The organism is Rhodococcoides kyotonense (assembly GCF_900188125.1).
In the GTDB taxonomy this organism is placed as follows: domain Bacteria; phylum Actinomycetota; class Actinomycetes; order Mycobacteriales; family Mycobacteriaceae; genus Rhodococcoides; species Rhodococcoides kyotonense.
Window position 1 is genome coordinate 128,231 of the sequence record NZ_FZOW01000002.1, and the last position, 19,684, is coordinate 147,914.

The 19,684-nt window shown below is 65.0% G+C and carries 20 protein-coding genes; 15 read left to right on the forward strand and 5 right to left on the reverse strand.

Features of this window, described 5'->3' with window-relative positions:
* The first annotated feature begins 45 nt into the window (after positions 1 to 45).
* From CHB96_RS03455 to CHB96_RS03485, 7 genes are read left to right on the forward strand one after another with little or no spacing between them, the layout of a single operon-like run.
* The gene (locus tag CHB96_RS03455) at positions 46 to 921 is read left to right on the forward strand and encodes an ABC transporter ATP-binding protein (RefSeq protein ID WP_089243203.1); all 876 of its coding nucleotides are present in this window, start codon (positions 46 to 48) and stop codon (positions 919 to 921) included.
* On the forward strand, positions 918 to 1,769 hold the full coding sequence (locus tag CHB96_RS03460) for an ABC transporter ATP-binding protein (protein ID WP_089243204.1): 852 nt from the start codon (positions 918 to 920) through the stop codon (positions 1,767 to 1,769). The genes CHB96_RS03455 and CHB96_RS03460 overlap by 4 nt, the downstream gene beginning before the upstream one ends.
* On the forward strand, positions 1,766 to 2,899 hold the full coding sequence (locus tag CHB96_RS03465; protein WP_217899917.1) for an ABC transporter permease: 1,134 nt from the start codon (positions 1,766 to 1,768) through the stop codon (positions 2,897 to 2,899). Before CHB96_RS03460 ends, CHB96_RS03465 begins: the two co-directional genes overlap by 4 nt.
* Positions 2,896 to 3,786, forward strand: a complete 891-nt coding sequence (locus CHB96_RS03470) for an ABC transporter permease (RefSeq protein WP_089243205.1) — start codon at positions 2,896 to 2,898, stop codon at positions 3,784 to 3,786. Before CHB96_RS03465 ends, CHB96_RS03470 begins: the two co-directional genes overlap by 4 nt.
* Before the next feature lie 47 nt (positions 3,787 to 3,833).
* Positions 3,834 to 5,501 (forward strand): ABC transporter substrate-binding protein, encoded by a 1,668-nt coding sequence (locus tag CHB96_RS03475; RefSeq protein WP_089243206.1) that lies wholly within the window; start codon positions 3,834 to 3,836, stop codon positions 5,499 to 5,501.
* 2 nt (positions 5,502 to 5,503) lie between these two features.
* Positions 5,504 to 6,061, forward strand: coding sequence for a UTRA domain-containing protein (locus CHB96_RS03480; protein ID WP_089243207.1), 558 nt, complete (start codon positions 5,504 to 5,506; stop codon positions 6,059 to 6,061).
* Between the two features lie 34 nt (positions 6,062 to 6,095).
* On the forward strand, positions 6,096 to 7,379 hold the full coding sequence (locus CHB96_RS03485; RefSeq protein WP_245865260.1) for an NtaA/DmoA family FMN-dependent monooxygenase: 1,284 nt from the start codon (positions 6,096 to 6,098) through the stop codon (positions 7,377 to 7,379).
* A gap of 6 nt (positions 7,380 to 7,385) precedes the next feature.
* Here the strand turns inward: CHB96_RS03485 and CHB96_RS03490 are convergent, their stop codons facing one another.
* Positions 7,386 to 8,204: a GntR family transcriptional regulator gene (locus CHB96_RS03490; RefSeq protein ID WP_089243209.1), complete on the reverse strand. Its 819-nt coding sequence runs from the start codon at positions 8,202 to 8,204 to the stop codon at positions 7,386 to 7,388.
* A 156-nt stretch (positions 8,205 to 8,360) separates the two neighbouring features.
* Between CHB96_RS03490 and CHB96_RS03495 the strand changes: the two genes are divergently transcribed.
* Both CHB96_RS03495 and CHB96_RS03500 read left to right on the forward strand, forming a co-directional pair.
* The gene (locus CHB96_RS03495) at positions 8,361 to 8,903 is read left to right on the forward strand and encodes a UTRA domain-containing protein (protein ID WP_089243210.1); all 543 of its coding nucleotides are present in this window, start codon (positions 8,361 to 8,363) and stop codon (positions 8,901 to 8,903) included.
* Positions 8,904 to 8,973: 70 nt separating this feature from the next.
* Entirely contained in the window at positions 8,974 to 10,086 is a 1,113-nt protein-coding gene (locus CHB96_RS03500; RefSeq protein WP_089243211.1) for a pyridoxal phosphate-dependent aminotransferase, read from the forward strand.
* A 10-nt stretch (positions 10,087 to 10,096) separates the two neighbouring features.
* On the opposite strand, the gene CHB96_RS03505 is transcribed toward CHB96_RS03500, so the two are convergent.
* Complete coding sequence (locus CHB96_RS03505; RefSeq protein WP_089243840.1) at positions 10,097 to 11,116, reverse strand: threonine aldolase family protein; 1,020 nt, start codon at positions 11,114 to 11,116, stop codon at positions 10,097 to 10,099.
* 67 nt (positions 11,117 to 11,183) lie between these two features.
* On the opposite strand from CHB96_RS03505, the gene CHB96_RS03510 reads away from it, so the two are divergent.
* Together CHB96_RS03510 and purB are read left to right on the forward strand one after the other, a co-directional pair.
* Positions 11,184 to 11,828 (forward strand): TetR/AcrR family transcriptional regulator, encoded by a 645-nt coding sequence (locus CHB96_RS03510; RefSeq protein WP_371828979.1) that lies wholly within the window; start codon positions 11,184 to 11,186, stop codon positions 11,826 to 11,828.
* 25 nt (positions 11,829 to 11,853) lie between these two features.
* Positions 11,854 to 13,272, forward strand: a complete 1,419-nt coding sequence (gene purB / locus CHB96_RS03515) for an adenylosuccinate lyase (protein ID WP_089243212.1) — start codon at positions 11,854 to 11,856, stop codon at positions 13,270 to 13,272.
* A 63-nt stretch (positions 13,273 to 13,335) separates the two neighbouring features.
* On the opposite strand, the gene CHB96_RS03520 is transcribed toward purB, so the two are convergent.
* Entirely contained in the window at positions 13,336 to 14,130 is a 795-nt protein-coding gene (locus tag CHB96_RS03520; RefSeq protein ID WP_089243213.1) for an HAD-IIA family hydrolase, read from the reverse strand.
* 74 nt (positions 14,131 to 14,204) lie between these two features.
* On the opposite strand from CHB96_RS03520, the gene CHB96_RS03525 reads away from it, so the two are divergent.
* The 4 genes from CHB96_RS03525 (at position 14,205) to CHB96_RS03540 (ending at position 17,710) form a co-directional block, all read left to right on the forward strand.
* Complete coding sequence (locus CHB96_RS03525; RefSeq protein WP_089243214.1) at positions 14,205 to 14,624, forward strand: HIT family protein; 420 nt, start codon at positions 14,205 to 14,207, stop codon at positions 14,622 to 14,624.
* 121 nt (positions 14,625 to 14,745) lie between these two features.
* A complete protein-coding gene (locus tag CHB96_RS03530) occupies positions 14,746 to 15,840 on the forward strand; it encodes a FecCD family ABC transporter permease (protein ID WP_089243215.1) in 1,095 nt (364 codons plus the stop codon).
* The gene (locus CHB96_RS03535; RefSeq protein ID WP_371828980.1) at positions 15,837 to 16,913 is read left to right on the forward strand and encodes a FecCD family ABC transporter permease; all 1,077 of its coding nucleotides are present in this window, start codon (positions 15,837 to 15,839) and stop codon (positions 16,911 to 16,913) included. Before CHB96_RS03530 ends, CHB96_RS03535 begins: the two co-directional genes overlap by 4 nt.
* Positions 16,914 to 16,918: 5 nt before the next feature.
* Entirely contained in the window at positions 16,919 to 17,710 is a 792-nt protein-coding gene (locus CHB96_RS03540; protein ID WP_089243846.1) for an ABC transporter ATP-binding protein, read from the forward strand.
* A gap of 4 nt (positions 17,711 to 17,714) precedes the next feature.
* Here CHB96_RS03540 and CHB96_RS03545 read toward each other — a convergent pair whose 3' ends face one another.
* Together CHB96_RS03545 and CHB96_RS03550 are read right to left on the reverse strand one after the other, a co-directional pair.
* On the reverse strand, positions 17,715 to 18,479 hold the full coding sequence (locus tag CHB96_RS03545; RefSeq protein ID WP_089243216.1) for an SDR family oxidoreductase: 765 nt from the start codon (positions 18,477 to 18,479) through the stop codon (positions 17,715 to 17,717).
* Positions 18,476 to 19,618 carry an isochorismate synthase gene (locus tag CHB96_RS03550; protein ID WP_089243217.1) on the reverse strand — a complete coding sequence of 381 codons (1,143 nt, stop codon included), beginning with the start codon at positions 19,616 to 19,618 and terminating at the stop codon, positions 18,476 to 18,478. Before CHB96_RS03550 ends, CHB96_RS03545 begins: the two co-directional genes overlap by 4 nt.
* Between the last annotated feature and the right edge of the window lie 66 nt (positions 19,619 to 19,684).

Here is a 19,684-nt window from a genome sequence, read left to right on the forward strand (position 1 = left end):
GGGAAGCAGGTTCTCCCGATCACATTCGAGACAGGCATAGGCGGTATGACAGTGCATGCAACGAACGAAGCAGCCGATCTCCTCACGGTCGAGTCGATGACCGTGCGCTACGGCGGGCCGGAAGGGCCTGCGGCCATCTCCGACGTCGATCTCCGGGTCGGACGTGGCGAGCGGGTCGCCCTCGTCGGCGAATCGGGTTCGGGAAAAACGACATTGGCGATGGCGGCGGCAGGCTTCCTCATGAATCCCGGCATCGTCGTGAGCGCGACACGAGCAGAGTTCGACGGCAACCCGATCCCGATGTCGGGGCGGTCGCGGTTGCCGTCGCGCATCCCCGGAATGGCCATGGTGGTGCAGGACGCGATGACGTCACTGGACCCTGTCTACAGTATCGGCAGCCAGCTGTGCGCAGTCCTGCGCGCGGCGGAGACGATGTCGCGGCGCGACGCGCGCACCACGGCAGGCGACTGGCTGCGGCGCGTCGGTCTGAAGGACACCGCACGCGTGATGTCGTCGAAGCCGTACGAACTCTCCGGCGGCATGCGGCAACGCGTCATGATGGCGCTTGCGCTGGCCGCGAGCCCGAAACTGCTCATCGCCGACGAGCCCACCAGCGCTCTCGACGCGTCGCTGGCTCGCGCCACGATGGAACTGCTCGTCGAGCTGACCGAGTCGATGGGGACCTCGTTGCTGGTCGTGAGTCACGACCTACCGCTGTGCCTCGACTACACCGACCGGATCTGCGTCATGCGCCACGGCCACATCGTCGAGGAGCAGGCGTCGTCGACGATCGGCGCGGAGGCGAAGCATCCGTACACGATCGGGCTGCTGCGGTGCGTGCCGACGATGGACACCGCCTACGAGAAGTTCCTGCCGACGCTCGAGGACGCGATGGCCAGCGCAGAGCGCGTCGTCGCATGATCGGGTTGAAATCGGTCAGCCGGGCCGACAACCTCATCGGAGACGAGAAGGCCGCCAGCCACGTCGATCTGACCGCACAGGGCGTGGTGCGGGAGTTCGGTCCGATGCTCGCTCGCCATCGCGCCGTCGACTCCGTGGATCTGGCCATCGACGAGACGACACGGCTCGGCATCGTCGGCGAATCCGGTTCGGGGAAATCGACTCTCGCGCGGATGCTCGCAGGCCTCGACACTCCGACTGCCGGATCCATCGACTTCGGTGGTCAGTCGCTGTCGACGGTGCTGTCGACGCGCGCCGGCCGTGCCCTGTTCCGACGCTCGGTTCAGTTCATCTCGCAGGACACCACGTCGTCGTTCGATCCTCGGCACACCCTCGTCGAATCGGTCACGCGGCCCATCGTCACGTTGTTCGGTGCGTCGAAGCAGGAAGCGCTCGATCTCGCATTGCAGACGTTCCGCGATCTGTCTCTGCCCGTCGAACTGGCGACGCGGTATCCGAGCCAGGTGTCGGGCGGTCAGCGGCAGCGCTTCGCCATTGCCCGCGCCCTCGTGGTCCGACCCAAACTGCTCATCTGCGACGAGGTCGCCTCCGCGCTCGACGTCTCGGTACAGGGGTCGATTCTCAACCTGCTGAAGTCGTACTGCATGGACAACGGTGCAGGCCTCGTCTTCGTCTCGCACGGGTTGCCTGCCACCGCGTTCATCACCGACGAGATCGCTGTGATGTTCCACGGCAAGGTCGTCGAACTCGGGCCGACGCGCGCGGTGCTCGAGAATCCGCAACATCCGTACACGAAAATGCTTCTCGCAGCCCATGGTTCGTCGCACAGACAGGCACAGAGCGCATGACGGTCATGGAACCGGACACCGAACCGGTCGTCGAACTCGCGGGCGCGAACACCGAGTGGTCCGCCGCGCGCAATCGAAGTGTCAAGGCGCGGGTGGCGGGTGCATTCACCCGGCATCGCTGGTGGATCACGAGAATCCTCGCGTTGCCGGTGCACCTGCTCGTGTTCGTGATCCTGACCTTCCTCCTCGTGCGGTCGATGCCGGGCGACCCGGTGCGGGCGATCCTCGGACAGAACTTCACGCCCGAGTCGTACGCGGCGATGCAGGAACGCATGGGTCTGAACGGCACCATGCTCGCGCAGCTCGGCAATTACCTGTCCGGACTGCTGAACTTCGATCTCGGAAGCTCGCTCGTCAACGGACGGCCGGTACTCGACGAGATCGCCACCCGACTCCCACCGACATTGGAGCTCGCGTTCCTCGGCCTCGGGGCGTCGTTGATCGTCAGCGCGGTCGCGTCGTACATCGCGGTGTTCCATTCGCGTTCGATTTTTGCCAAGGCAGTCCGCAGTTACGCCCGAGCGGCAGGCGCGGTCCCGGAATACGTTCTCGCAGTGGCCGGTATCTTCATCTTCTACGCGACGCTGCAGCTGGTGCCGCCACCGACGGGTCGGCTGAACATCGAGGAGATCCCGCCACCCACCGCCACCGGCTTCCCGTTGATCGACGCGTTGATCGCAGGACGGCCAGACGCATTCTCGTCGACGCTCGAGCATCTGGCGTTGCCGATTCTCGTGATGTGCGCGGCGCATTCGGCGTTGCTGATCCGAGTGTTGGTGACTGCGTTGGACACCGAACTCGACGCCCCTGCCACCCGGTTCCGTATCGCCTCGGGTGCGAAGCGGTGGACGGTGGTCAAGAGCATCTATCGACGCGCGATGCCGTCGGGAATCACGATGGCGGGCACACTGTTCGGCTATCTCCTCGGTGGCACGGTGATTCTGGAGACGCTGTTCGGATTGTCGGGCATGGGCAAATACGTGCTCGACGCCGTCAACAGCGGTGATGTCGTCGTCGTGCAGGGATTCCTGCTGGTCGTCGCGACGCTGTCGCTGCTGGTGTTCCTGCTCGTCGACCTCGTCAACATGACCATCGATCCACGTCGTAGACCGGGAGTGAAAGCAGAATGAGCATAGACACCGTTCCCGTCGCACCACGCGACGAATTCTCCGACTACTTTCCCGGCCGCGGAGCCCGAATCCGCAGGTACGTCCGATCGCTGAATCCGTTCAAGGTCGTCCCGCTGCTCCTGCTCGTTCTCGTGGCTCTCGCTGCGCCGCTGTTCATTCCGTACGATCCGGTTGCCGTGACCGGGGCCGCGTCCGAAGCGCCGAACGGTACGCACTGGTTCGGCACCGATTCGTCCGGACTCGACGTGTTCTCCCGCACGCTCGCGGCGTCGAGGCTCAATCTGTCCATCGCTCTCGTCGTCACCGTCTGTGCGACGCTCATCGGCGCGATCGTCGGCTTGACGATCGGCATGAACGAGTCACGACGCGGCCCGCTCGGGTGGGCGTCGCGAGGCAGCGCCCGTCTTGTCGACCTCGTCGAGGCGATCCCGTCCGTGTTGACCGGTCTCGTCATCATCGCGTTCTTCGGAGCAGGCACCAGCACTCTGATGATCTCGTTGTCGATCATATTGGCGCCCATACAGATTCGACTCGTGCGCACCGAGGTGCTCCGAGTGCGGTCCGAGGCATATCTCGACGCCGCCCGCGGGGGCGGCCAGAGCGAATTCCAGCTCACCGTCCGGCACGTGTTGCCGAACTCCGTGACCGCAGCGGTCGAGAACGCATCGGTCATCTTCGCGGTCGCCATCATCGTCACTGCCGCACTGGGATTCGTCGGTGCAGGCGTCGCTCCGCCGACCCCGGAATGGGGCAGCATGCTCGCCCGGGGATCCTCCGACGCCGCCGTCGGCCGTTGGTGGCCGGCTGCGTTCCCTGCGCTGGCTCTCGGCATCACGATCGCCGCCGTATCCACAGGTTTCAACGAACTGCTGCGACGTCGTCGCTGACCGTCCTCTTGGACAACGTCTTTCACTTCTACTCTCGAGGATCATCCATGTCACCAGTTGCTCCACTCGCGTTACAAGCCAATCGGCGCACGGTCCTCAAAGGATCGCTCCTGGCCATCGCGCTCGGTGCCTTCGGCACTGCGTGCGGGTCGGGGAGCAGCGCCTCGTCGTCGGGATCGAGCGCAGGAACGCTCGTGGAAGCGATCGCTGCCATGCCGGGCGGGCTCGCCTTCGACTCGAAGCCGGGCGGTTACGAAGGGTTCGAGTACACGCTGCTCACCGGAGCGGGGCTGATCCGCAATCCGTACGTGCAGTCTCCCGACGACCCGAATTCGCTGCAGCAGGATCTGTACTCCCACGAGGGTGTTCTCGCCGAGAGTTGGGAGGTGTCGGCGGACGGGCTGACCTACACGTTCCATCTACGACCCGGTGTCGTCAGCCCCGCGGGTAATCCGTTGACCGCGGACGACGTGATCTGGTCGTACGAGCGTAAGTGGAATTCGAGTTCCATCACTCCGTCGATCTCGTTGCCCGCTATCACCGATCCGGCGACGCAGCTGAAGAAGATCGACGATCTGACGGTGTCCTGGACGATCGCCGAACCGGGATACGGGTTCCCGTTGCTGGCCGTCATCTCCAAGATCTCCGGTGAGATCTACGACAGTGTGCTGCTGAAGTCGCAGGCGACTCCGGACGACCCGTATGCGATCGAATGGTCGAACATCAACGGCAACTTCGGCTTCGGACCGTACGTCATGGACAGCTACGAGGACGGCCAGCAGATCACCTACTCGGCGAGCGAGGCGTTCGCCCTCGGCAAACCGCCGGTCGATCGGATCATCCAGCGCGTCGTACCCGACGCCGGTTCCCGTGCGTCGCTGCTGCAGACAGGAGCGATCGACGTCGCCGTACAGATCCTGCCCGCCGATGTGAAGTCGATGTCGACGAACGCGGATTTCACGACGTTCGACACGCAGACCAACAACTTCACGTGGCTCTACATGCAGACCGAGACGGCACCATTCGACAACCCGGCCGTGCGTCAGGCACTCGGCTACGCCGTGCCGTTCGATCAGATCATCGAGCAGGTCTACCAGGGGCGCGCTTACCCGTCGGTGGGCATGTTGGATCCCAACCTGCCCAACCGCATCACCGACGGTCTGCAGACGCAGACCTACGACCCGGCCAAGTCGCTTGAATTGCTCGCTGCCGCAGGAGTATCGACGCCGGTATCGTTCACCGTCATCGCCAGCAGCGCGGTTCCAGACCTGCAGGACGTCGCGGTGCAGATCCAATCGTTCGGCAGGGACGCCGGTTTCGACGTGCAGATCGAGGTGCTCCCGGCCGCCACGCTCGCCGACCGCCAGGGCAAGAAAGCATTTCAGGCCATCCTGCTGCGCGACATGTCCGTGTCGTACGAATCGCCTCCGTACTCGCTGTTGCTGTCGTACTCGAAGACCAACCCGGGACGCAACATCTCGAGTTGGCAGGACGACCGGTACTACGCGGCTGTCGACGCCGGAATCGCGGCAGGCGACGCGTTGTCGCCCGAGGCTGCGGTCCACTGGCACGAGGCCGAAATGATCTGGCAGGAAGGAAAACCCATGATCCAGATCGCGAATGTGGCTCCGCTGATGGTATTTCGCAAGGGCATCACCGGTTTCGCGCACCGCACCGACAATGTCGTCGACTACACCGCGGTGTCGAAGCCGTAGTCATGCGACCGTCGAGATTCGAAGACGCCGTGGTCCATCCCAAGTACCGCGTCGGGCCAGGCCAGCTCCTGCCCGACGCGCAGGTGGACGCTGCCACCGCAGGGTTGTTCACCGTCGAGGAGGTGACCCACGGCATCGTCCGGTCGACGCCGTACATCAGCGCGCAACTCGACACCACGGACGAGAACGTCGTCATGATCGAACAGGTCACCTCCCTCGGTGACGTTCCGCTGTACGTGAACGTGAGCTACTCGCCCGTCGGTGTGGATTTCTCTCGGTTCAGCGCCGCGGTGCGCGCGCTCGACGAACTCGACGAGATTCCCGACGTCGCAGTCGCGTTCGAGATCCTCTACGGCCGACAGTACGGCGGTTACCACAGCACGATGGAGGCGTTCCGGTGCGACGCCGTGACGGCGTCCCGTCTCGGAATCGACGAGGGCGCAACGATTCTGAGCCGGGAGATGACGTTGTTCGACGTCGACCGGACGCCGTGGAATCTGTGCTGGAGCCGCTATCGACCTGATCTGACACGAGTATCCGCGACGACGTCGCACACCTGATCTGCCAATCGAAGGAGAGTTTCACGTGTTTCACATGGGGTGGTTTCTACAGACCGGATTCGGCGTGTACGGCTGGAACGACCGGTGGTCCGGCAACGTTCGCGCGGACATCGGCAAACCGCATCTGTTCGTCGACATGGCGCAGTCGCTCGAACGTGCGGGCTTCGACTACATGATGCTCGAGGATTCGTCCGTGTTGCCGAACATCTACAAGGGGACGTTCGAGTCCTCGGTGAAGAACGGAGGCACGATTCGGTTCGATCCGATGCCGCTCGTACCGTTGATCGCGCAGGCGACGAAGAACATCGGCATCATCGCGACTCTGGCCACGACGTTCTACCCGCCGTTCCTCGCGGCGCGCCTGTTCTCGACACTCGATCACGTGACCGACGGCCGCGTCGGGATGAATCTCGTGACGGCGAGCCCCCATCAGGCTGCGCAGAACTACGGTCTGACGCAGCACGTCGAGCACGACGAGCGCTATGCGATGGCCGCCGAATGGGCGGACGTGGTGACGCAGCTGTGGGACTCGTGGGAGGCCGACGCGGTGATCATGGACGAGGAGGCGGGAGTCTTCGCCGATCACGAGAAGATCCACACCGTGGACTTCGAAGGCAAGTACTTCCGCTCGCGTGGACCGCTCAACACCATTCCAGGGCCACAGCGGCATCCTGTGATCTGTCAGGCCGGCGGCTCTCCGGCTGGTAAGGATTTCGGCGCGCAGTACGCCGACACCATCATCGCGGCGCCCAAGGGTGTCGAAGGAATGAAGAACTACAGGTCCGACATCACGTCCCGGATGTTGAAATACGGTCGCAAGGCCGACGAAGCGAAGGTGTTGTATCTGGTGTCGCCGATCCTCGCCGACTCGAACGAAGAGGCCATCGCCAAGCGCGACAAGATCCGTGAGGCCCAGGCGTCCAACATCGATGCAATGATGGCCGGAATGTCGTACTTCACCAGCATCGACTTCTCTCAGTTCGATATCGACGGGCCGTTCCCGGATCTGTCCGACAACAACGGGCACAAGAGCACGATGGAAGATCTCGCCCGCGCGGGCAAGACGATTCGTGAAGCCGTGCAGAAGCGCCAGATCGCGGAGTCGGTCGAACTGGTCGGCACTCCGGAACACGTAGCCGGACTGATGGACGAATACATGCAGGAGGCAGGCGGCGACGGCTACCTCATCGCGTCGTCGGTGACGCGAAACAACATCGCACAGATCGCCGACGGGTTGGCACCGGCTCTGCGTAAGCGCGGAGTGGTGCGGGACTCCTACAGTCACGACACGTTCCGCGGGAACCTGCTGGCGTTCTGAGTTCGTCTACGGCACTTCGGACGTCAGGGCCACTCGATCGCCGCGGAACTGCGTGAAGGTGACCTGACGGACGACGCCGTCGACGTCGCGCTGTGTCATCTCTCGCAGCAGAAGCGGTGCGCCGACATCGATCCGCAGCAGTGCTGCGGTGTCGGCGTCGGCGGGGGTGGCTTCGATGTCGATTTCCGTCTCGGCGAGCGGGCGTCCGAACAGTCGAGCGAAGGCGTTACCGAGTGGTCGAGGGGTGTTGCCCAGCAGGCGAACTCGGTCGAAGAACTCGTCGTGATCGCGGCCGAGCGGTATGAATCCCGAATGTGTGAACAAGGGCTCGCCGTCGACGGACGCGAGCTGCTCGTACGTGAACAGCAGTTCGGCGTCGGTGTCGAATCGCGTGCGGGCGAACGGAGGAAGCTCGTCGATCGAGCGGTGAAGATCCTGCATGACGACCGTTCCGTCGTCCGACTCCGACGTGCCTCGGCGACCGACGATCTCGATGTCGGTGAACTCCTGCACGTGTCGTGCGACGACGGTGCCCGTGCGTCGCTCGCGACGAAGCAAGCCGTCGGATGCGAGCATCTGCAGCGCCGTACGTAGCGTGTTGCGGTTGACGCTGTAGGACTTGATCAATGCCGTTTCGACGAGTGGACCGTCGGGCATTCCGGAGCGGGTCCGGATGGCGGAGCGCAGCTGCTCGTAGGCGCGGTGCGGCGAGTTGTGCAGTCCCGGCGCTGTTCTGCGCTGAGCCGACATGTATTTCGCGCGTTCCGCATCCTGACGTTTGCGTAGCAGAGCGGCTGCTTCGCGGTCGAATGCATTCTTGGTCATGGGTTCCCGGCCTCCTGATGCGGCGCACGCGACGCACCGAATTCATTGTCGGCCAGGGCGGGGGTGTGTGCACGGCGGAGACTGTCTGATAAGTCACAAACCGAGCAGTTTTTAGAGAGTCTCTCCAAAATCAAGGGACTACGGAAGGACTGTCCGATGAACGACACCCGTCTTGCCCGGCGCTGCACACGAGGTGGTGTGCACATCGGTGTGTCGTTCGACGAGACATTGCCCGACCGAGAGGTCGTCGATGCGATCGTCGTCGACGAGCTGGAGTATTCGATCGTTCCGTCCACGCCGTTGCTGCGTGCCAAGCTCGCGGTCGATTCGGCCGAGGTTCTGATGATCGAGCAGACGGTGCGGCGAGGGACCGTCCCGTTTCTGCTGCAGACGACGTACCACCGACTCGACGACGACGAGTTGTCGGCTCGTGTTCTTGCGATGAACACAGCAGGACGGACGGTGCCGTTCGACGACTTCTTCCAGCGTATGTTCGGCGTTGCGCGTGGCAGGTCGAGCGTGTCGATCGAAGCGGTGAGGTGCGACGAGCGCACCGCCGGGATCCTCGCAGTCGAGGAGTCGAGCCCGCTGCTCGTGCGCGAGATCGTCTACTTCGACGCGGCCGGTGAGGCCCGTGCCGTCGGATACAGCCATTTCCGTGCCGACCACGTCGCGTTGCGTCAGGTGCGGCCCGGATAGCCTTTCCGGTGTGGTCACCCCGTCGAGAAGAACTCCATCGAGAAGATCCGAGATCGAACCGTTTCACGTGATGGACGTGTTCAAAGCTGCAGCCGTGCGGACGCGGACGCACGGAGACGTGCTGTCGCTCGCGGCGGGACAGCCGTCGACACCCGCGCCTGCTCCGGTTCTGCAGGCGACGCGCGACGCGCTCGACGCGCACCTGCTCGGCTACACCGAGACCCTCGGCATTCTCCCACTACGCGAGGCGATCGCGGCGTATCACTCGGAGGAGATCGGGGCGACCGTCGATCCGGACGACGTCGTCGTGACCACCGGCTCGTCGGGCGCGTTCACGCTGTTGTTCCTCGCCGCGTTCGATATCGGCGATACCGTGGTGATGGCCCGCCCGGGATATCCGGCGTACCGAAACACGTTGGCGGCGTTGGGATGCCGCGTCGTCGAACTCGATTGTGGCGCGGAGTCCAGATTCCAACCGACGGTGCAGATGCTCGACGCCCTTCCCGAGCCGCCGAAGGGGCTGATCATCGCGAGCCCGGCCAATCCGACGGGCACGATCATCGAGGCCGACGAACTCGCCGCGATCGCACGCTGGTGCGACGCGCACGGCACCCTGTTGATCTCCGACGAGATCTACCACGGCATCTCGTACGGCGACGTGACGACGTCGAGTGCCTGGGCGACGTCGAGGGAATCCGTCGTCGTCGGATCGGTGTCGAAGTACTTCTCGATGACGGGCTGGCGGCTCGGCTGGATGCTGATACCGAGGTATTTGCACCGGGCCGTCGAGAGGCTCGCGTCGAACATGACCGTGTGCCCGCCCGCGATCTCGCAGGTTGCCGCGATTGCCGCATTCACGGACGCCTCCCGCGCCGAACTCGACGGCCACGTGCAGAGATATGCCGTCAACCGAGGGATTCTGCTCGACGGTCTGGCTACCCTCGGTGTCACCGACCTCGCACCGGCCGACGGGGCGTTCTACGCCTACGCCGACGTGGGCCACCTGACGCAGGACTCGCGGGCGTGGTGCGAGCAGGTACTCGCGGAGACGGGCGTGGCGATCGCGCCCGGCGTCGACTTCGACACCGTGCACGGCCACCACACGATTCGGTTCTCGTTCGCGGGCGCGACTGCGGACATGCGCTCGGCATTGGAGCGCCTCGCACCCGTGTTCGGCCGGTAGGGCGAGGGCGCTACGCGCGCACGGGCGAGAGGCGCGCCAACGCCTCACGGACATCGGCTTCCGAGACGTCCCGGTGCGTCACGAACCGCACCTTCCCGGCGACGGTCACCGCAGCGATTCCCGACGCGGCCAGCTCGGCCACCGAGGCCGCTGGGTCCGGAACCGTCGCCAGGACGATGTTGGTCTGTGGTTCGGCGACGTCCCACCCGCGCTCGCGGAGACCGTCGGCGAGCAGTCGCGCATTCGAGTGGTCCTGGGCGAGCGAGTCGACATTGTCCAGCGCGAGCAGTCCGGCCGCGGCCAGGACACCGCCCTGACGGACACCGCCGCCGAGCATCTTGCGGATACGTCTGGCCTCGGTGATGCGGGCGGCATCCGACACCAGAACCGAGCCGACCGGCGCACCGAGACCCTTGCTGAGACAGACCGATACGGTGTCCGCGCCGCGCGTCAGGACACCCGGTTCGACGCCGAGAGCGGCCGCTGCATTCCACACACGGGCACCGTCGAGGTGTACGAGCAAACCCGATTCCCTTGCTGCGCCCAGCAATTCGTTCCACTCCTGCGCGTCGAAGACCGCGCCGCCCGCGAAGTTGTGCGTGTTCTCGAGACACAGCAGCTGCGTGTTCAGCGTGAAGTACGGTCCTGGGCCGCCGGCAGCCGCGCGAACGGTCGCGGCGGTCGGCCTGCCAGGCCCGGCGTCGTGGGGGAGTACCTGCGGCATTCCCTGCGCCAGCCACGCGGCCGTGCCGAGTTCGGAGCCGAGGACGTGCGCGTGCTCGGGTGCGAGAAACGCGTCGCCGCGTCGTAGATGAATCATCAGAGCGATGACGTTCGACATCGTCCCGCTCGGCACCCACAGCGCCGCGTCGTAGCCGAGCATCGATGCGACGCGCTCCTCGAGCGCGGCCATCGTCGGGTCGTGGTCGAGAACGTCGTCGCCCACTTCCGCGTCGGCCATCGCCGCTCGCATCGCGGCGTCGGGGCGGGTGACGGTGTCCGAACGTAGGTCGATGGTTGCGTGGTGCATGGTCTTCACGATTCCACACGAGCAAAAGCCGCGTTTTCGGTCGAACACGACACCGAGGACTGGCACGATGACTCGAATGTCCGTTGGTCCCGCCGGAACGCCGCACAAGGTGTCGGGTGCCACTCCGAAAGGAGTCCGCCGTCGACACGCGTTGTCCTGCGCCGCGGCCGACCTGCTCGTCGAAGGCGGCTTCGACGCCGTGCGTCATCGGGCCGTGGCGACGCGGGCCGGACTTCCGTTGGCGTCGACGACGTACTACTTCGGATCTCTCGACGACCTGATCGCGTGCGCTGTCGAAGTCCTCGGCCACCGCGAGTTGGAAGTCATGCGCGGCCGAGTCGACAGGCTCGGCACACCCCACACGGACCTGGAGTCGACGGTCGAGCTCATCGTCGATCTGCTCATCGGCCCCGAGGACGGGCAGGGGGAAGGACGTGAACGGCTGATCGCACGCTACGAGCGATTCATCGCGTCGGCGCGGCACCCCGAACTACGCGAAGTGCAGCTTCGGCTTCGCTCACAGATCGACGACCTGCTGACCGACGTCCTGCGCAGGGCGGGTCGCACGGTCGGTGAGCCGCAGTTACGACGGCTCGTCGCCGTCGTCGACGGGGCCGTCGTCGGAGCGCTCGGCGAGGTCGACCCGGAACCTCGCGCGATGGCACGAAGCATGCTGCTCGAGGTCATCGACGTGGTGGCACCAGCCGGCTGAAGGCGCGCCGCTAAACTGGACTCCCGTGACCATTCCGAATGTCCTCGCCACCCGTTACGCCAGCCCCGAATTGGTGGCCCTCTGGTCTCCGGAACACAAGATCGTCCTCGAACGACAGCTGTGGATCGCCGTCCTCAAAGCCCAGTCCTCACTGGGCGTCGACGTGCCGTCCGCGGCGATCGCCGACTACGAACGCGTCCTCGAGCAGGTCGATCTCGCATCGATCGCCGACCGCGAACGCGTCACCCGTCACGACGTCAAGGCACGGATCGAGGAGTTCAACGCCCTCGCCGGTCACGAGCACATCCACAAGGGTCTGACGAGCCGCGACCTCACCGAGAACGTCGAACAGCTGCAGATCCTGCGCTCGCTCGAACACGTCCACGCGCACGGAGTCGCCGTCGCCGCGCGGCTCGCCGAGCGTGCAGCCGAGTACTCGTCCATCGTCATGGCAGGGCGCAGCCACAACGTCGCCGCGCAGGCCACGACGCTCGGCAAGCGATTCGCATCCGCTGCCGACGAACTGCTCCTCGCGCTCGCGCGTCTGCAGGAGCTCATCTCGCGTTACCCGCTGCGCGGCATCAAGGGCCCGATGGGAACGAGCCAGGACATGCTCGACCTGTTCGGTGGGGACGCGTCGAAGCTCACGGCGCTCGAACGCCTCGTCGCCGATCACCTCGGTTTCCGCCACGTGCTCACGAGCGTCGGCCAGGTGTACCCGCGTTCGCTCGATCACGACGTTCTGTCCGCGCTGGTCCAGGTCGGCGCAGGCCCGTCCTCGTTCGCACACACCATCCGCCTGATGGCAGGCCACGAACTCGTCACCGAGGGGTTCCAGCCGGGCCAGGTCGGCTCGTCGGCGATGCCGCACAAGATGAACACTCGCTCGTGCGAACGTGTCAACGGACTGCAGGTCGTGTTGCGCGGGTACGCATCGATGGCCGCGGAACTCGCAGGCGCGCAATGGAACGAGGGCGACGTCTTCTGTTCGGTCGTGCGCCGCGTCGCGCTGCCCGATGCGTTCTTCGCCATCGACGGCATGATCGAGACCTTCCTGACCGTGCTCGCCGAATTCGGCGCCTACCCGGCTGTCATCGCGAAAGAGCTCGAGCGCTACTTGCCGTTCCTCGCGACGACCAAGGTGCTCATGGCGTCGGTGCGCGCGGGTGTCGGCCGCGAGACCGCACACGAGGCGATCAAGGAACATGCCGTCGCCGTCGCACTCGCGATGCGTGAGCAGGGCAAGGAACCCGATCTGCTCGACCGCCTCGCCGCCGACGACCGCATCCCGCTCGACCGGAAGGGCCTCGACGAGGCATTGGCCGACAAGTCGGCGTTCATCGGTTCCGCGGAATCTCAGGTCGCCGCGGTGGTGTCCGAGGTCGAGAACCTGCTGCACCAGTTCCCCGCCGGAGCGAAGTACACGCCGTCGCCGATTCTCTGATGCGGCTGCGCCGCCTGTGCGTGCAGAGTTGGTCTCCGTTGTCACTACGCACGCACGGGCGCGTCAGCGCAACAGATCCGGCAGATCCGCGACCGAATCGATGACGTGATTCGGCTGAAGTCCGAACTCCTGCTTCGTGCGTCGGTCGAGGACGTCCTGCTGGAACTTGCCGGTGCGCACGAGAACACCCGTCATCCCGACGACCTGGGCGGCCAATACGTCGTTGTCCAGGTCGTCGCCGACCATGATGACATCCTCCGGATCGACGCCCATGCGTTCGGCTGCGGTCTGAAAGCCAAGCGGCGCAGGCTTTCCGACGGCTTTGGCCTTGTGTCCTGACGCCTTCTCCATGCCGGCCAGGTACATGCCGGTGTCGATGCGCAGGCCGTCACCCGTCGTCCACATCAGACTCCGGTGCATGGCGACGACGGGGATGCCGCGGCACAGCCAGTCGTAGACGCGGCTCAGGCGTTCGTGCGTGAACTCGGGACCGGCCCCGCCGACGACGACGACATCGGGGTCTCCCGCGTCCTCGTCGACGAACTCGATTCCCGGCATGTCACTGGTGATGTCGCCGTTGTTGACGACGACCGTCCGCGCTCCCGGATACGTCTCGCGCAGGTGATCGGCGGTGAGCGACGCGGCGGTGACGATCTCGTCGGCATGCACCGACATACCCACCTCGGTGAGGGCGTCGGCGATCTGAGAACGAGTCTTGGACGTGGTGTTCGTCAGGAACGCGCGCGCGATGTCGTTGCTGCTCAGGTACTCCAGCGTCTCCGCGGCCCCGGCAACGGGCTTCCACGACGTGACCAGCACGCCGTCGATGTCGAACAGAACACCACCGATCAAACCCATGGCAGAACTCTAGTCGCGGGCTTCCGGCCCTGCAGTTCCAGCCGGGAGTGGACCCCGAATTAGGCTGTTGTCCCATGAACCCGTACACGATTTTCTCGGAGATCATCGCTGGAACTGCCGCGTCGTCGCGGGTGTACGAGGACGACACAGTCGTCGCGTTCATGGACATCCGCCCCCTGACGAGCGGACATGTCCTCGTCGTGCCGAGGCAGCAGGCGCGCTCTCTGGCCGAGTTGGAACCCGACGTCGGTGCGCATCTGTTCGTCGTCGGGCAGAAGATCGCAGCGGCGGTGCGGGCGAGCAACCCACGCGTGGCGGGTGTGAATTTCTTCCTCGCCGACGGCACGGTCGCGGGGCAGGAAATCTTCCACGTCCATCTCCATGTCATTCCGAGAACGTCGGGCGACGGCTTCGGACTTCGTGCGCGTCCGACGACGCCGTCCCGTCCCGAACTCGACGCGACGGCCGCAGAGATCTCGGCCGCCCTCCGCTGACAGGGCGGACTCCGACCCCGAACCGAGGTGTGTAAGGTATACCTAATTCGGGCGGGAGGTGCGCTGACCAGGGAACAAGACTGTCGGTGCCCGCCGCGGTGGTGATCTCGGGAGTGCATGCATGACGCAGGTAGCGAGCAAGACGGGTGACCCCGGTCATCTGGAGGAGCCGGTCGCTGGGCAGCTCGAGAGTCCGACGACCCCGGGCGGCCTTGCCAAGACCAACGCTCGACGCACCCTCGGGCTGATCGTCGTTGTCGGGCTGCTGGCCGGCATCTGCTTGCTCAGCATTGCTGTCGGCACCAAATCCATTCCGCTGAACGAGGTCTGGAACGGCCTGTTCGCGTACGACGACTCCAACAACGCCGTCATCATTCGCGAACTACGGGTTCCGCGAACGGTGCTCGGCCTGATCGTCGGAATCGCGCTCGGTGTCAGCGGCGCCCTCATTCAGGCGATGACACGAAACCCGTTGGCAGACCCCGGCATTCTGGGAGTCAACGCAGGCGCCGCGTTCTTCGTCGCACTGGCCGTCGGAGTGTTCGGCTTCACCGGCATCTGGTCGTACATCTGGTTCGCGTTCCTCGGCGCCATCCTCGCGACGGTCGCCGTCTATGCGCTCGGCTCGATGGGGCGCGCGGGAGCAACACCGATTCGATTGACACTGGCGGGAATTGCGCTCGCTGCCGTGCTGGGCGGCGTCACGTCGGGCATGTTGCTGCTCGATCCCGAGGCGTTCGACAAGATGCGGTTCTGGGGAGCAGGCTCGCTGTCCGGCCGCGGACTCGACATCTCGCTGGCGGTCGGGCCGTTCATCGCTCTCGGATTGATACTTGCGATCGTCATCGCTCGGCCTCTGAACGCAATCGCACTGGGCGACGACCTCGCGCAGTCACTCGGCGCCAAAGTGAAGAGCACCAGGGTGATCGGCGTCATCGCCGTCACGTTGCTCGCCGGCGCTGCCACTGCGGCGGCCGGGCCCATCGGGTTCGTCGGCCTGATGATCCCGCACATGGTGCGGTGGTTCGTCGGACCCGACCAGCGATGGATCCTGCTGTACACCGTCGCTGCCGCGCCGTGCCTGCTTCTGCTGTCCGACGTCGTCGGGCGCATCGTCATCCGTCCGGGTGAGTTGCAGGTCGGGATCGTCACCGCGTTCGTCGGCGCACCGGTCCTCATTCTCCTCGTCCGCCGCAAGAAGGTGAGCGGACTGTGAGTGTCGTGAAGCCCGATCAGGAGACCGACGTCGACTTCGGTCGCAGGATCCGCATCCTCCGGCTTGCCGACGACAAGATCAACGGACGCATCGACGTCCGGACCGTCGTCGTCTGTTCGATCCTCGTGCTGTTGTCGTTGTTCGTGGCCGTGATCGCCCTCGGAACCGGTGACTACTACGTGCCGCCCGGCGATGTTCTGCAGGCCATCTTCTCCGACGCGCCGCGGTTCACCGAACTTGTCGTCATGGAATGGCGGTTCCCGCGGGTCGCGTTGGCACTGCTTCTCGGTGGCGCCCTGGGCGTTTCGGGTGCGATCTTCCAATCGCTGACGCGAAACCCGTTGGGCAGCCCCGACATTATCGGCTTCGACACCGGCGCCTACACCGGCGCGTTGATCGTCATCCTGACCCTCGGCGGTGGTTACTACCAGACCGGTGCAGGCGCGCTGATCGGCGGAATCTGCACTGCCGCAGTGGTGTATCTCTTGGCATTCAAGCGCGGTGTGCAAGGCTTCCGGCTGATCATCGTCGGTATCGCGATCAGCGCCATCCTCGCGTCGGTCAACACATGGCTGATCATCAAAGCGGATCTCGCCGACGCCATGGCCGCGGCCGTGTGGGGTGCGGGCAGTCTGAACGGACTCGGGTGGGCACAGGTCGGACCTGTTCTGATCGTGTTGGCGGTGCTCACCCCGACGATCGCCGTCGTCGCGAAGCGTCTCCCGATGCTCGAGATGGGCGACGACGCGGCCAAGGCGCTCGGCATTCGCGCCGAACCCACGCGCTTGATTCTCATGGTGCTGGGCGTCGCACTGACTGCGCTGGTTACCGCTGCAGCAGGACCGATTTCGTTCATCGCGCTCGCCGCACCCCAGCTGGTGCGTCGCCTCACCAAGACTGCGGGAGTCGCGCTGCTGCCGTCGGCGGTGATGGGCGCATTCCTGTTGGTGCTCAGCGACTGGGCTGCGCAGCGGCTGTTCGCGCCGACCCAGCTTCCGGTCGGCGTCGTGACGGTGTCCATCGGTGGCGCATATTTCGTGTGGTTGTTGGCTCGGGAAGGTAGAAAACAGTGACACAGGTGTTGACCAAGGCTCGTCTGCACGCGGACAACGTGACGATCGGGTACGACAAGCGCATCATCAGCGAGAACCTGTCGGTCGAGATTCCCGACGGCAAGTTCACCGTCATCGTCGGCCCCAACGCGTGCGGCAAATCGACTCTGCTGCGAGCACTCTCGCGTCTGCTGAAGCCCGAGGCGGGTACCGTTCTGCTGGACGGGAAGGCGATCTCGTCGTACCCCGCGAAGGAAGTTGCGCGACGACTCGGCCTCCTGCCTCAGACCTCGATCGCACCCGACGGCATCTCCGTCGCCGATCTCGTTGCACGAGGGCGCTATCCGCATCAGAAACTGATCAGGCAGTGGTCGAAGGAGGACGAGGCCGCCGTTGTCTTCGCGATGAACGCGACGGGAGTCACCGACCTCTCCGGGCGCCTGGTCGACGAGTTGTCCGGCGGACAGCGTCAACGTGTCTGGGTTGCCATGGTTCTCGCACAGCAGACGCCTCTGATGTTGCTCGACGAGCCGACGACCTTCCTCGACATCGCCCACCAGATCGATCTGCTGGAGTTGTGCTCGCAGCTCAACCGTGAACAGGGCAACACGATGGTCGCCGTGTTGCACGATCTGAACCACGCATGTCGCTACGCCGACCACATCATCGCGATGAAGGACGGCGACGTGGTCACGTCGGGCAGGCCGACCGACGTGATCACGGCAGAGCTGGTCGAGTCGGTGTTCGGATTGCCGTGCCGCATCATCGACGATCCCGAATCACACACGCCACTGGTCATTCCGCTTGCTCGACGATGACGGATCAGGCTCGTAGCGTCGCTCCGCCGTCGACATAGAGCGACTGCATCGTGATGTGCCGCGCCCGGTCGGACAGAAGGAACTCGACCGAGTCCGCGATGTCCTCGGGTGAAGCTATGCGGCCCAGAGGAATTCCGGCCTTGAACGTCGCGAGGTCGCCGTCGATGACCGGCTGTGCGAATGCGTCGTCGGCCGGATCGGCCCACAGCGATCGCTGCATGTCGGTGTCGGTCGAGCCGGGCGCGACGATATTGGCTCGAATGCCGTACTGCGCGAGCTCCAGTCCGAGGATGCGGGTGAGCATCGTCGCGGCGGCCTTCGACGACCCGTACGCTCCCATCGACATCCGCGGGACGCCTGCGGCGTTGGAACCGACGAGCACGATCGAGCCGGACCGCCGCTCCCGCATCGGACGTCCGACACTGCGGACGACGTTGAGGAGTCCGAAGACGTTGACGTCGTATGTCTTTCGCCAGTCGCCGAGATCCGAGTCCAGTATCGACCCCGTCTCGAGGATCGCGGCGACGTGCGCGAGCCCGGTGATCGGGCCCAGTGATGTCTCGATGTCGTCGATCGCGGTGTCGACGGCACAGGCGTCCCGTACGTCGACGTCGTACGTGGGGATCACCGAGTCCCCGAGGAGGCGCGCGGTCGTTGCGAGCGCGGTGGCGTCGGCGTCGAGCAGTGCCAGCTCGTGCCCGGACCGAGCGAGCAATTGCGCGACAGCGCGCCCGATTCCTTTACCTGCCCCTACTACCACCGTCGTCACAGCTGCACTCCCAACGCACCGAGAACGGTGCCGAACTTGGTGATGGTCTCTTGCAGTTCGGCGTCGGGATCGGACTGCGCGACGATGCCTCCGCCGGCGTAGGCGTCGACTCTTCTCCTGTCGCTGCTGATCTCGGCACAGCGAATCGCCACCATCCATTCGCCGTCGCCGTCCGCAGTGCACCAGCCGACGGCGCCCGCGTAGAAGCCCCTGTCACCCTCGAGCTCATCGATCGACGCATAGGCTAATTCGGTGGGAGTGCCGCACACGGCAGGGGTCGGGTGCAGAGCAAGGGCAAGTTCGAGCGACGTCACCTGGGGGTCGCGTAGTACGCCGCGAATCGGCGTTCCCAGGTGCCACAGCTGTGGTGTGGTCGTCAGCGTCGGCACGTCCGGGATGTCGAGTTCGCTGCAGAACGGTGCCAACGCCGTGCGGATGGCATCGACGACGAATGCGTGTTCGCGCAGGTCTTTGCTCGATTCCGCGAGTGCACGCCCGTTGTCGTCGTCGATGCGTGGATCGGTGTGGCGGGGCGCCGAACCGGCGAGCGGATGGCAAGTGACAACGGACCCCTGCTTGCGGATCAGCACTTCGGGGCTGGACCCGACAAGGGTCTTGCCGACGAAACGGCCGCCCGCTGCGCTGAGGTCGACCCGGTATCCGTTTCCGTGCGGTGTGCCCGACACCAGTGCTGCGAGAACGGAATCGGGGTCGGCGGAAGCATCTGCTCGTAACGTGAGGGTGCGTGCGAGAACGACTTTCTGCAGTGCGCTGTGTTCACTACGCAATACCTCTACCGCGGTTCGCACGCGATCGAGATGCTCGGCCTCGCGGAGTTCGTCGATGGCGAAGTTCGGCAGCGGCGTCAGTGCCCTCCTCGGGACCCATCGCTGCGTCGTCGAGACGAATCGGTCGGGCCACGTCAAGGCACACGGTGCGTCCGATGCGAAGGGGAGAGCGCCTGCGACCTGCGCAACGTTCCCCGAGCGCAAGGCGGCGACCGCTGCACCGGCGTCGTCGAACTGCCCGCGCACGCCACTCGCCGTCACTGTTCCGTGCGGACGGGACAATACGAACTCGCCCGGTGGCGGTGTCCCGACTCCTGTCGATTCGTCCGTCGTACTCGCCTGAGTGCTCATCACGTCCCTCTTCTCGATGGGTCGATTCCTCGTCGAACGACACATAGCCTAAACTGACTGACTTCC

Coding starts and splice junctions, on each gene's coding strand:
- CHB96_RS03455 (WP_089243203.1), top strand. CDS start 46: ATGACAGTGCATGCAACGAACGAAGCAGCCGATCTCCTCACGGTCGAG.
- CHB96_RS03460 (WP_089243204.1), top strand. CDS start 918: ATGATCGGGTTGAAATCGGTCAGCCGGGCCGACAACCTCATCGGAGAC.
- CHB96_RS03465 (WP_217899917.1), top strand. CDS start 1,766: ATGACGGTCATGGAACCGGACACCGAACCGGTCGTCGAACTCGCGGGC.
- CHB96_RS03470 (WP_089243205.1), top strand. CDS start 2,896: ATGAGCATAGACACCGTTCCCGTCGCACCACGCGACGAATTCTCCGAC.
- CHB96_RS03475 (WP_089243206.1), top strand. CDS start 3,834: ATGTCACCAGTTGCTCCACTCGCGTTACAAGCCAATCGGCGCACGGTC.
- CHB96_RS03480 (WP_089243207.1), top strand. CDS start 5,504: ATGCGACCGTCGAGATTCGAAGACGCCGTGGTCCATCCCAAGTACCGC.
- CHB96_RS03485 (WP_245865260.1), top strand. CDS start 6,096: ATGGGGTGGTTTCTACAGACCGGATTCGGCGTGTACGGCTGGAACGAC.
- CHB96_RS03490 (WP_089243209.1), bottom strand. CDS start 8,204: ATGACCAAGAATGCATTCGACCGCGAAGCAGCCGCTCTGCTACGCAAA.
- CHB96_RS03495 (WP_089243210.1), top strand. CDS start 8,361: ATGAACGACACCCGTCTTGCCCGGCGCTGCACACGAGGTGGTGTGCAC.
- CHB96_RS03500 (WP_089243211.1), top strand. CDS start 8,974: ATGGACGTGTTCAAAGCTGCAGCCGTGCGGACGCGGACGCACGGAGAC.
- CHB96_RS03505 (WP_089243840.1), bottom strand. CDS start 11,116: ATGCACCACGCAACCATCGACCTACGTTCGGACACCGTCACCCGCCCC.
- CHB96_RS03510 (WP_371828979.1), top strand. CDS start 11,184: ATGACTCGAATGTCCGTTGGTCCCGCCGGAACGCCGCACAAGGTGTCG.
- CHB96_RS03520 (WP_089243213.1), bottom strand. CDS start 14,130: ATGGGTTTGATCGGTGGTGTTCTGTTCGACATCGACGGCGTGCTGGTC.
- CHB96_RS03525 (WP_089243214.1), top strand. CDS start 14,205: ATGAACCCGTACACGATTTTCTCGGAGATCATCGCTGGAACTGCCGCG.
- CHB96_RS03530 (WP_089243215.1), top strand. CDS start 14,746: ATGACGCAGGTAGCGAGCAAGACGGGTGACCCCGGTCATCTGGAGGAG.
- CHB96_RS03550 (WP_089243217.1), bottom strand. CDS start 19,618: ATGAGCACTCAGGCGAGTACGACGGACGAATCGACAGGAGTCGGGACA.